The sequence below is a fragment of the Barnesiella sp. An22 genome (genome assembly GCF_963931395.1).
GTDB classification, from domain to species: Bacteria; Bacteroidota; Bacteroidia; order Bacteroidales; family Barnesiellaceae; genus Barnesiella; species Barnesiella merdigallinarum.
Genome location: NZ_OZ007014.1, coordinates 674,236 through 685,982, shown reverse-complemented (window position 1 = coordinate 685,982; position 11,747 = coordinate 674,236). Strand labels below are relative to the sequence as shown.

The 11,747-nt window shown below is 60.3% G+C and carries 6 protein-coding genes and 2 pseudogenes; all 8 read left to right on the top strand.

From position 1 onward, the window contains the following. Nucleotides 1–54: 54 nt before the first annotated feature. The 8 genes and pseudogenes from ABGT88_RS02760 to ABGT88_RS02725 all read left to right on the top strand — a co-directional run bounded on the left by ABGT88_RS02760 (nucleotide 55) and on the right by ABGT88_RS02725 (nucleotide 11,743). Nucleotides 55–3,030 carry a fibronectin type III domain-containing protein gene (locus ABGT88_RS02760; protein ID WP_346700286.1) on the top strand — a complete coding sequence of 992 codons (2,976 nt, stop codon included), beginning with the start codon at nucleotides 55–57 and terminating at the stop codon, nucleotides 3,028–3,030. A gap of 7 nt (nucleotides 3,031–3,037) precedes the next feature. Beyond that, nucleotides 3,038–4,903, top strand: coding sequence for a PQQ-binding-like beta-propeller repeat protein (locus ABGT88_RS02755; protein WP_346700284.1), 1,866 nt, complete (start codon nucleotides 3,038–3,040; stop codon nucleotides 4,901–4,903). 10 nt (nucleotides 4,904–4,913) lie between these two features. After that, entirely contained in the window at nucleotides 4,914–6,371 is a 1,458-nt protein-coding gene (locus tag ABGT88_RS02750) for a glycosyltransferase family A protein (RefSeq protein ID WP_346700282.1), read from the top strand. Nucleotides 6,372–6,377: 6 nt separating this feature from the next. Then, a complete protein-coding gene (locus ABGT88_RS02745) occupies nucleotides 6,378–7,307 on the top strand; it encodes a DUF4922 domain-containing protein (RefSeq protein ID WP_346700280.1) in 930 nt (309 codons plus the stop codon). A 7-nt stretch (nucleotides 7,308–7,314) separates the two neighbouring features. Then, nucleotides 7,315–8,619: a SpoIID/LytB domain-containing protein gene (locus ABGT88_RS02740; protein ID WP_346700278.1), complete on the top strand. Its 1,305-nt coding sequence runs from the start codon at nucleotides 7,315–7,317 to the stop codon at nucleotides 8,617–8,619. An 11-nt stretch (nucleotides 8,620–8,630) separates the two neighbouring features. Continuing rightward, a pseudogene (locus ABGT88_RS02735) lies at nucleotides 8,631–9,122 on the top strand (MFS transporter); the annotation flags it as partial. 570 nt (nucleotides 9,123–9,692) lie between these two features. Further along, nucleotides 9,693–10,496: pseudogene (locus tag ABGT88_RS02730) on the top strand (MFS transporter); the annotation flags it as partial. A 14-nt stretch (nucleotides 10,497–10,510) separates the two neighbouring features. Next, nucleotides 10,511–11,743, top strand: a complete 1,233-nt coding sequence (locus ABGT88_RS02725) for an exo-beta-N-acetylmuramidase NamZ domain-containing protein (RefSeq protein WP_087881021.1) — start codon at nucleotides 10,511–10,513, stop codon at nucleotides 11,741–11,743. The last annotated feature ends 4 nt before the right edge of the window (nucleotides 11,744–11,747 follow it).

Here is an 11,747-nt window from a genome sequence, read left to right as displayed (position 1 = left end):
GGAGCTACCCGACAAGAGGAGCGGAAAATAACCGAATTGATCCATTCGAAAAACATGAAAGAGAAACGCTATATCTTCCTGCTTATCCTCATAGCAGTCCTGCTCGGCCCCACACATGCCCGCAATCTGGAGCCGACCGTCGAGCAGGCACTCGCCTCGCTCAAGCCCCAGCATCTCGGCATCGGCGAAATCAAGCTGAAATCGCTCTCGCAACAGAAGGGCAACCGCCTCGTCATCGTCATGAACGACGAGTTTTCTTACCTGCCGTTCCGCGAGGAGCTGGTCAAACGGGCCTATGACACCGTGCGCTCCATCCTCCCCAAGAATCTGAGACACAAGAAGCTGGCCATCTACGCCGGTGGCTACGAAATCAGCCGACTCATCCCCTTTGCCGAGAATCACAAGCGCTTTGCCGTCAAGTGTCACCGACCCATTGTCGAGCCGGTAAACCGCCTCTACACCCCCGACCGGGGGCTGCTCAACCGCCACATCGCCCTGTGGCAGAGCCACGGGTTCTACTTCGAGCAGTCGCTCGACCGTTGGGAGTGGCAGCGCGCCCGCATCTTCCAGACCGTAGAAGACCTCTATACCCAGAGCTACGTCATGCCCTTCCTCACCCCCATGCTCGAGCAGGCGGGAGCCTACGTCTTCTCGCCCCGTGAGCGCGATACCAACGGGCACGAACTCATTGCCGACAACGACAACCCGGCCACCTATCGCGAAACCTCGGCCGGGAAAGAGCGCTGGAAGGAGGGCGGTATCGGATTCGCCCACCGGCAACAAGTCTATACCGATTTTCAGAACCCCTTTACCGACGGGAGCTTCCGCCAGACCCACACCACCACCGACCCGCACAAGGAGATACGGGCCTGCTGGCACGCCACGATTCCCGAGGGGGGCCGATATGCCGTCTACGTGGCCTATCACACGGTCAAAAACAGCACCGACGACGCTCTCTACACCGTATATCACAAAGGGGGTAAATCGCAATTCCACGTCAACCAGACCATGGGCGGCGGCACCTGGATCTATCTGGGGCACTTCGACTTCGAGGGGGGCCGGGAGGCCCGTATCGAGTTGAGCAACCTGGCCCGTGAAAAGGGACGCACCGTCACGGCCGATGCCGTGAAGATAGGCGGTGGCTACGGCAACATAGCCCGCCGGGTGAACCCCTCGCGCATCGAGAGCAACCCCACCCTGGCCGCTATCGACTATACCGACCAGTCCAGCGGATACCCCCGCTTCACCGAAGCGGCCCGCTACTGGCTGCAATGGGCCGGATTCCCGGCTTCGGTCTACTCGCCCACCCAGGGCGAAAACGACTATGTCGACGACTACAAATGCCGGGGAGAGTGGGTCAACTACCTGGCCGGAGGCTCGTCGGTACTGCCCGACAGCACGGGCCTGAACGTGCCGATAGACCTGGCCTTTGCCTTCCACTCCGATGCCGGCACCACCCTCAACGACTCGATTATCGGCAGCCTGGGCATCTACTTCACCGGGAAAGAGCGCAAAGTCTACATCCACGACGTGCCGCGGCAAGTATCGCGCTACCTCACCGACGCCGTGCTGTCGCAAGTGACCGACGACATACGCCGCACCTACGAACCCCAATGGAGCCGCCGGGGCATGTGGAACAAGTCGTACTTCGAAGCCCGCGTGCCCGAGGTACCCACCATGCTGCTCGAGTTACTCTCGCACCAGAACTTTGCCGACATGCGCTACGGCCTCGACCCACGCTTCCGCTTCGTCGTGGCCCGGGCCGTCTATAAAGGCATCTTGAAGTTCATCGCCGCACAAAACGGCTACGACTACACCGTGCAACCCCTGCCGGTGAGCCACCTGCGCACCGAGTTTACCGGGGCGAACCAGATACGCCTCGCCTGGCGTGCCGTGACCGACTCGCTCGAGCCGACCGCCACCCCCGACCGCTACATCGTCTACACCCGGGTGGGCAACGGGGCTTTCGATGCCGGCACCCTGGTGAGCGACACCACCTGCACGCTGACCATACGACCCGACTCGATCTACAGCTTCCGCGTTACCGCCGTGAACCGGGGCGGCGAGAGCTTCCCCTCCGAGACGCTGTCGCTCTGCCGCGCCTCCAACGAGAAGGAAGTCGTGCTGGTTATCAACGGATTCGACCGCATCAGCGGCCCCGACAGCTTCGAGGTCGACACCATCACGGCGGGCTTCGACACCCGCAAAGACTTCGGGGTGCCCTACCTCTGCGACATCAACTACATAGGCGAACAATACGAGTTCCGCCGCCATATCCCCTGGCGCGACGATGACGACCCGGGCTTCGGTGCCAGCCGCGCCGACTACGAAACGCAGGTCATCGCCGGCAACACCTTCGACTATCCCTACCTGCATGGCCGCTCGATTGTGCGGGCCGGATACTCCTTTGTCTCGACCAGCAACGAGGCCGTAGCCGAGCAGCTTGTCGACCCGAGTCGCTACCGCATGGCCGACCTCATACTCGGCAAGGAGAAACAGGTCACGATGGGCCGGGGCACCAGCGGCTACGCCTTCAAGACCTTCGACCGGCCGCTGCGCGAGGCCATCACCCGCTACTGCAACGGGGGCGGCAACCTCTTCGTCTCGGGGGCCTACGTAGGTACCGACCTGTGGGACAACCACGAGGCCGACACGCTGGGACAGCAGTTTGCCAACCAGGTGCTGCACTACACCTGGCGCACCGGGCAAGCCTCGGTGAGCGGTCGGGTGAAACCGGCAGCCTCGCCCTTTGCCCGCTTCGGCAAGCTCGACTTCGAGTATTACCACACCCCCAACGCCCAGTGCTACGCCGTAGAGTCGCCCGACGGCATCGAACCCTTCGGCAAGGGCAGCTACACCATACAGCGCTATGGCGAGAACAACATCAGCGCCGGCATCTTCTACCGGGGCGATACATACAGCACCTGCGTGCTGGGCTACCCCTTCGAGACTATCAAAAGCGAAGTCCAACGCGACGCGCTCATGAATGCCATACTCTCTACCTTCAACGAAAACTCAAACGACCGATAAACAACCCATGAAACGATTTCTCCTCTCACTCTCCCTTCTCCTGCTGGTCATTGGCAGTCAGGCGGCCGACTTCAAGTTTGCCTTCCTCACCGACATCCACATCACCGCCGGCGACTCACTGCCCTGCAACGACCTGGCCCGATCGGTCGACCAGATCAACGCGACACCCGGTATCGACTTTGCCATCGTCTCGGGCGACATCACCAACCTGGGCGACCGCCGCTCCATGGAGGTGGTCAAGTCGCTGCTCGACCGGCTCGAGGTTCCCTACTACATCGTGCCGGGCAACCACGAAACGAAGTGGAGCGAGTCGGGGGTAACCGATTTCGCCCGCATCTTCGGCAGCGAGCGGTTCCGGTTCGAACACGACGGTGTGCTCTTCCTGGGCATGAACTCGGGTCCCATCATCCGCATGGCCGACGGCCACGTGGCTCCGCAAGACATCGACTGGCTCAAGCGAGAACTGAGTGCCGCCGGTCCGGAGAAGCCTGTCATCGTCGTCACTCACTATCCCCTCCAGCCGGGCGACGTCGACAACTGGTACGATGTGACCGACGCCATCCGTCCCTACAACATCCGCCTCGTCATGGGCGGCCACTACCACCAATACCTGAATCTGAAATACGACGGCATACCCGGCATTCTGTGCCGGTCGAACCTGCGCGACAAAGCCCCCGTCGGCGGCTACTCGCTCTGCGAGGTGACCCCCGACTCCATCCTCATCTACGAACAGCAGATAGGCCGGGAACCGGTGCGCCGGGGAGGCTACACCATGACCGGCCCCAACTTCGACAAAAGCAACACCGGCTATCCCCGCCCCGACTACTCGGTGAACCTCGAGTATCCCCAGGTCAAGGAGCAGTGGCTGGTCAAGTGCGGCTATGAGATATTCTCCTCGCCCGCCTGCTGGGACCGCAAGGTCTACGTGGGCGACGACTCGGGCACCCTCGCCTGCTACGCCCTCGCCGACGGCAAGGAGCTGTGGCGGTTCAAGAGCGGCATGCGCATCGTGGGCACCCCCGCGGCCGACGACAACGTAGTGGTATTCGGCTCGGCCGACATGTGCATCTACGGCCTCGACGCCACCACCGGCCGACTGCTGTGGAAAGTCCAGACCGACGCCCCCGTGCTGGGCGCCGTGACCCTGCACAAGGGGGTAGCCTATATCGGTGGCAGCGACCACTGCTTCAGAGCCATCGACCTCCACTCGGGGCAAGCCGTCTGGACCTACGAAGGGGTGGCCGGATACATCGAAACCAAACCGCTCGTCTACGACGGGCTCGTCATATTCGGGGCGTGGGACAAGAACCTCTATGCCCTCGACCTGAAAACCGGCCGTGAAGTGTGGAAGTGGCACGACGGCAAACCGGGCAAATTCTACTCGGCCGCTGCCGTATGGCCCGTAGGTGCCCACGGCAAGGTGTTCGTGGCCGACCCCGAGCGGGTGCTCTCGGCTATCGACGTCCGCACCGGGGCCACCGTGTGGCGCACCAAAGAGTCGATGGTGCGCGAGACCATCGGTTTGTCGGAAGACAACCGCCGCATCTACAGCAAGACGATGAACGACAGCGTGGTCTGCTACTCGGCTACCGCCGACCACCCGCAAAAGCTGTGGGCCTCGAACGTGGGCTTCGGCTACGAACACGCCCCCTCGATGCCCGTCGAGAAAGATGGCGTGGTCTTCGGCAGCACCAAAAACGGACTCATGTTCGGCCTCGACGCCCGCACCGGCCGGGTATTGTGGAAGCACAAGGTGGGCAACTCGCTCATCAGCACCCTCGTACCCCTCTCGAAAGAGCGTTGCCTCTTCACCGCCACCGGCGGCGAGATAGGGCTGCTTGTCATCGATTATAAAACGAATAAACAAAAATAAAACTCCAGTTATGAAAACAATCAACTGTTTCATTCCTTTCTCGAGCCAGGCTCAGGTAAGCGAAACCGTAAAAGGGCTGCGGGCCTGCGAACATGTGAAGAGCATCTACCTGCTCGCCACCGAAAAGAATCAAGAAGCGGTAGAGGGGTGTGAACTTCTGCCGGTAACCAGCCTCAACGCCTCGGCCACGCTGCACGCGATAGCCGACCGCAGCAATGCCGACTACACCCTACTCTACACCAAATACACCACCCTCGAACTGGGCTACTTCGCCCTCGAGCGCATGGTGCGCATCGCCGACGACTCCCAGGCCGGCATGGCCTACGCCGACTCGTACCACGTGACCGACGGTAAACAGGAGAAGGCCCCCGTCATCGACTACCAGTACGGCAGTCTGCGCGACGACTTCAACTTCGGGTCGCTGCTGCTCTTCAACGCCGCCGCCTTCCGGGAGGCCGCCTCGCGCATGACCACCGACTTCCAGTTTGCCGGTCTCTACGACCTGCGTCTGAAGCTGTCGCAAAAGGCTTCGCTGGTACACATCAACGAGTATCTCTACTCCGAAGTCGAGAACGACAACCGCAAGAGCGGCGAGAAGATTTTCGACTACGTCGACCCCAAGAACCGGGGCGTACAGATTGAGATGGAGGCCGCCTGCACCGAGCACCTCAAGGCCATCGGTGGATACCTCGAGCCCCGTTTCGAGAAGATTGCCTTCGACGAGGGTAACTTCGAATACGAGGCTTCGGTCATCATTCCCGTGCGCAACCGCGTACGCACCATTGCCGATGCCATCGAGTCGGTACTGAAGCAGCAGACCAACTTCAAATTCAACCTCATCATCATCGACAACCACTCGACCGACGGCACCACCGAGGCCATCGACCGCTTTGCGGCCGACGAGCGGGTCGTCCACCTCATTCCCGAGCGCAACGACCTGGGCATAGGCGGCTGCTGGAACCTGGGCGTGCATCACCCCAAGTGCGGCAAGTTTGCCGTGCAGCTCGACAGCGACGACGTCTACAAGGACGAGCACACCCTGCAAACCATGGTCAACGCCTTCTACGAGCAGAACTGCGGCATGGTGGTAGGTACCTACATGATGACCGACTTCCACATGAACATGATTGCCCCGGGCATCATCGACCACAAGGAGTGGACCCCCGAAAACGGCCGCAACAACGCCCTGCGCATCAACGGCCTGGGTGCTCCGCGCGCCTTCTACACCCCGCTTCTGCGCAAGGTGAAGGTGCCCAACACCAGCTACGGCGAAGACTACGCCCTGGGTCTGAACATCTCGCGCCGCTACCAGATAGGCCGCGTCTACGACGTGGTATACCTGTGCCGCCGCTGGGACGACAACTCCGACGCCTCGCTCAGCATCGAGAAGATGAACGCCAACAACCTCTACAAAGACCGCATCCGCACCTGGGAGCTGCAAGCCCGGGTGGCCATGAATAAAAAATAAACCGGTATGGAACTGACATCGAAACATATCGAACGCCTGCTCGACGACCAGCTCGCCGTGTGGGATTCGGCCCGCAACAACTACCAGGCACTGGAGTCGGTACGGGTCAAGGAGATACCGCTGGGGGGCTGCACGGTCAAGGTGCAGTTCAACCCGGCCCGCATCGTTTCGTCGGCGGCCAAGGTCGACACGAAATCGTTGAAGGAGCGCAAGTGTTTCCTCTGCGTCGAGAACCGGCCCGAGGTACAGCACGGGCTGCCCGACGGGGAGTACACGTGGCTCATCAACCCCTTCCCCATCTTCCCCAAGCACTTCACCATCCCGGTCAACCGACACACGCCGCAACTCATCGGCAGCCGGTTCGGCGACATGCTGCGTCTGGCTCGCGAGGCCGACGACTTTGTGCTCTTCTACAACGGACCCAAATGCGGAGCCTCGGCTCCCGACCACGCCCACTTCCAGGCCGGCAACAAAGGTTTCCTGCCGCTGTGTGACGTGGTAGCCACCTGCCACCGCACGCCGGTGATTACCCAGGGCTCGGCCCGGCTGAGTCTGGTCGAGGAGTACATCTGCCCCTTCTTCCTCATCAAAGCCACCGGGGCCGACGACGCCCGGGCCCTCTTCGACAAGTTCTACCAGACGCTCGAGGTGAAACCCGACGAAACGGAGCCCATGATGAACGTGCTCGCCTGGTACGACACCGACCGCTGGTCGGTCGCCATCTTCCCGCGGGCCCAGCATCGCCCCTCGTGCTACTTTGCCGAGGGCGACGACAACATCCTGCTCAGCCCCGCATCGGTCGATATGGGTGGTGTATTCATCACCCCGCTCGAGAAAGATTTCGAGAAAATCACGGCCGACGACCTGGCCCAGATACTCGCCGAGGTATGCCTCGACCGGGAGAAAATGAACCAAATAGCCCAAAAACTCAAATAGCACAGCCATGAAAGAGCCATCGGTAACCGTAGGAATCATGTCGGGCGAAACCATCGAGTTCGTCCTCAACGGCACCTATCTGCAGGGCGGCCACCCGGTCGAAGGGGTCCAAACGGCCCGCATCGAGCAGGGGCGCATCGGCTGGAACGGCGGATTGTACGACCAGCTCCTCTTCACCCCGCAGGAGGCCGGCCACTCGTTCTGCCTCAAGGGGGTGACCATAGGGGTAAAATTCCACTGGGAGCGCCGCGAAGACCAGACCTTCAGGGGAGCCCTGAAGCTGATTGTCGAGGGCGACCGCCTCACCGCCATTAACGAGCTGGGCATCGAAGAGTATCTGCTCAGCGTCATCTCGTCGGAGATGAGCGCCACCGCCTCGCTCGAGCTGCTCAAGTCGCACGCCGTCATCTCCCGCAGTTGGCTGCTGGCTCAAATACAGAAGAACAAGGCGCTGGCCGGGCAGAAACCCGTCTCGTGCTTCCGCACCGATCACGAGCTCATCCGCTGGTACGACCGGGAGGACCACGACCGCTTCGACGTCTGCGCCGACGACCACTGCCAGCGCTACCAGGGCATCACCCGCGAATCCACGCCCATCGTGGGGCAGGCCATCGAGGCCACCCGGGGCGAGATACTCACCTACGACGGCCAGATATGCGACGCCCGCTTCTCGAAGTGTTGCGGCGGCGTGATGGAGCGCTTCTCTTCGTGCTGGGAAAACCGCGACTTTCCCTACCTCGTCGCCCTGCGCGACGACCGCAACGAGCACGACTTCCCCGACCTGACCGTCGAGGAGAATGCCCGCCGCTGGATTTGCGAATCGCCCGAGGCCTTCTGCAACACCACCGACAAACGGGTGCTCTCGCAGGTGCTCAACAACTACGACCAGGAGACGACCGACTTCTACCGCTGGAGCGTGGCCTACACCCAACAGGAGCTGGCGGCACTCATCCGGGAGAAATCGGGCATCGACTTCGGCCAGATTGTCGACCTGAAACCCGTCGAGCGGGGCACCTCGGGTCGGCTCATCCGCCTGCAGATACAGGGCACACGACAGACCCTCACCATCGGCAAGGAGCTGGAGATACGCCGCACCCTCTCGCCCTCGCACCTGTACAGCTCGGCCTTCATCGTCGAGCGCGAGGAGGTGGTCGACGGCATACCGCAACGCTTCGTGCTGCGGGGAGCCGGCTGGGGCCACGGCGTAGGACTCTGCCAGATAGGCGCCGCCGTCATGGGCGAGCAGGGATACGACTACCGACACATCCTCCTGCACTATTTCGCGGGAGCAACCATTGAAAAACTCTATTAACACATAAAACCATGAATTCGCAGAAAAAGACATCGCCCTGGGCCTGGATTCCTACGCTATACTTTGCGCAGGGGCTGCCCTATGTGGCTGTGATGACCATCTCGGTCATCATGTACAAACGACTGGGAATCTCCAATACCGACATCGCCCTCTACACCAGTTGGCTCTACCTGCCGTGGGTCATCAAACCCTTCTGGAGCCCCTTCATCGACCTGTTGAAAACCAAACGGTGGTGGGTAGTGACCATGCAGATGCTCGTGGGCGCAGGCCTGGCCGGCATCGCATTCACCATTCCCGCGCCGCACTTCTTCCAGATTACGCTGGCCATTTTCTGGCTGGTGGCCTTCAGCTCGGCTACGCACGACATTGCGGCCGACGGTTTCTACATGCTGGCCCTCGACACCCACGACCAGGCCATGTATGTGGGCATCCGCAGCACCTTCTATCGGGTGGCCACCATCGCCGGGCAGGGATTGCTGGTGATTCTGGCCGGACTGCTCGAGTCGAACACGGGCCTTACCCCTCTGTCGCTCGAGGTGAAGGCCGGCCCGCAGTATGCCAGTGAAATCGCCCTCCCCTCGACCGACTACGTGACCGACAGCAACAACGACGAGATGCACTTCGTGGCCACGCCTGCCGTGCTCGAGATAGGTACCGCGGCCAATCCCGCCCAAGTCGACTCGGTAAATGCCTGGGTAAAACAACAGAACATCGCCAACGGTTTCGCCGCTCCCGAGACGGCCGCCACGACCCAGAGCAGCACCGCCGCAAAGGGTCAGGAGCTCAGCAAGTTCGAGCTCTTCATCAAGAACACCTTCGGTGAAAACCGCGAGCGCACCCAACACCAGCTCACCGGCAACATCGGGGTCATCAAGGTATGCCTCTCGCAACAGCCCAAACCCGGCGAAAAGGTGGTACTCAACACCGTGCACAAAACGGGTGACCAGAGTATCTTCCTCACTCAGGGCGACCGCATCGAGTTCAACGCCGACAACTGGAACAAACCCGCCTACATCACCATACAGGTAGACCCGAAACTGAAAGAGGCTTCGTCGGCTTCGTTCGAGTCGACCTCGGGCAACATCGCCCTGGCCTGGTCCATCACCTTCTTCGTACTGGCCGGTTTCTTCATCGCCATCTGCCTGTATCACAAATACATTCTGCCCAAACCCGCTTCCGACCGGGCCGTATGCGAGGCTACCGCCTCGAACATCTTCAAGGAGTTCTTCGCCACCTTCGTCACCTTCTTCAAGAAGAAACAGGTATGGGTGGCCGTCCTCTTCATGCTGCTCTACCGTCTGCCCGAGGCACAGCTGGTGAAACTCATCAACCCCTTCCTGCTCGACCCCAAAGAGCTGGGCGGTCTGGGTCTGACCACCGGCCAGGTAGGTCTGGTCTACGGTACCATCGGCATCCTGGGCCTCACCGGCGGCGGCATCATCGGCGGTATCGTAGCAGCCAAAGGCGGCCTGCGCAAATGGCTCTGGCCCATGGCCTGGAGCATCTCGCTCACCTGCGCCACCTTTGTCTACCTCAGCTACTACCAGCCCGACAGTCTCTTCATCATCAACCTCTGCGTCTTCATCGAGCAGTTTGGCTACGGCTTCGGCTTCACCGCCTACATGCTCTACCTCATCTACTTCTCCGACGGCGAGCACAAGACCGCCCACTATGCCATCTGTACCGCCTTCATGGCTCTGGGCATGATGTTGCCGGGCATGGCTGCCGGTTGGCTGCAAGAGCTCATCGGGTATAAACACTTCTTCTACTGGGTAATGATTTGCTGCGCCGCCACCATCGCCGTGTGTGCCTTCATCAAAATCGACCCCAACTACGGCAAGAAGGATGCAAACGAAAATGAAACAGTAACAAAATAGCAAAAAGAAAGTCTATGACATTAAAAAAGTATATAATTTTGTGCCTGATTGCAATTTTTGCAGGAGGATTGAGTGCACAGAAAACAATGACAGGAATCGAGGTTCTGAAAAAAGATAACTTCAAGATACTGGAGGGGAAAAGAGTCGGTCTCATCACCAACCCTACGGGGGTGGACAATTCGCTGAAATCGACCATCGATATCCTGTTTGAAGCTCCCAACGTCAATCTGGTAGCCCTCTACGGTCCCGAACACGGTGTGCGCGGCGACGTGCATGCCGGCGACAAAGTAGAGAACTCGACCGATCCCTCGACCGGACTGCCCGTCTATTCGCTGTACGGGAAGACCCGCAAACCTACCCCCGAGATGCTCAAGGGCATCGATGTGCTCGTCTATGACATCCAAGACATAGGCTGCCGCTCGTTCACCTACATCAGCACCATGGGGGTAGCCATGGAGGCTGCCGCCGAAAACGGCATCGAGTTTGTCGTGCTCGACCGTCCCAACCCCATCGGGGGCGAGAAGGTCGAAGGCAACATCGTCGAGGACGGCTACTTCTCCTTCGTGAGCCAGTTCAAGATTCCCTACGTCTACGGACTCACCTGCGGCGAGCTGGCTCGCATGCTGGTGGGCGAACACATGTTGGCCAAGGACTGCAAGCTCACGGTCGTACCCATGAAACACTGGAAACGCAATATGGACTATGCCCAGACGGGGCTGCAATGGATACCCTCGTCGCCCCATATTCCGCACCCCCACTCGGCCTACTTCTACCCCCTGTCGGGTATCGTGGGCGAGTTGCCCTATCTGTCGATAGGCGTGGGGTACACCATTCCGTTCCAGATGTTTGCCGCCCAGTGGATCGACGCCGAGAAGCTGGCCGACCGCATGAACGCGCTCGAGTTGCCAGGCATCAAGTTCCGCCCCATACACCTGAAGCCCTTCTACGCTTTCGGGCAGGGCGAACACTTGCAGGGAGTACAAGTGCACATCCTCGACTATCGGAAGGCTCGCCTCTCCGAGGTCCAGTTCTACATCTTGCAGGAGTTGGCTGCCATGTACCCCGACAAGAAGGCTTTCGGGCCCGAAACCGAAAAGCGTTTCGACATGTTCGACAAGGTGTGCGGCAGCAACCAGATACGCGAGCGGTTCTCCAAGAACTACCGCTTCGACGACATCAAGGACTACTGGTATAAAGATGTAGAGAGCTTCAAGAAATTGTCACGCAAATACTATCTTTATAAGTAACACC